Below are 458 nucleotides of genomic sequence, written 5' to 3' on the forward strand. Positions count from 1 at the left end.
TATACAACCAACCTTGTTAACAATAACATCGTTCTATTAAAGGGTTATATCAAACTACCTAAACTCGGTGAAGTGAAAATCAAACAACACAGAGCCATACCTATTGATATGACTTTGAAGAACGTTACGGTATCTAAAAGTAGTACCGGTAAGTATTATGTATCGATACTATATGAATACCAGAAAGAGATTAAGAGACAAGAAATCAAAACATCGATTGGTCTAGATTTCTCGATGAATCATTTTTATGTAGATCATCAAGGATTCAAACTAGATTACCCAACCGATATTCAAACAGACTATAACAAACTAAGTATTCTTCAAAGGAGTTTATCTAGAAGAATCCAAGGTTCTAATAACTATCATAAAAAAGTATTAGAGATCGCTTTATTACATGAACGAATCAGACATAAAAGAGATGACTTTTTACATAAACTATCTAACGCGATAACCAAGCG

Annotated in this window: 1 protein-coding gene; it reads left to right on the forward strand. The window is 31.9% G+C overall.

Annotated features, from left to right (window positions below; translation table 11 throughout):
- The coding region (locus N7548_RS08825; RefSeq protein WP_263609107.1) for an RNA-guided endonuclease InsQ/TnpB family protein at positions 1-458 on the forward strand (458 nt) is incomplete at both ends.

Source organism: Paracholeplasma manati, from assembly GCF_025742995.1.
Lineage (GTDB): Bacteria > Bacillota_I > Bacilli_A > Acholeplasmatales > UBA5453 > Paracholeplasma > Paracholeplasma manati.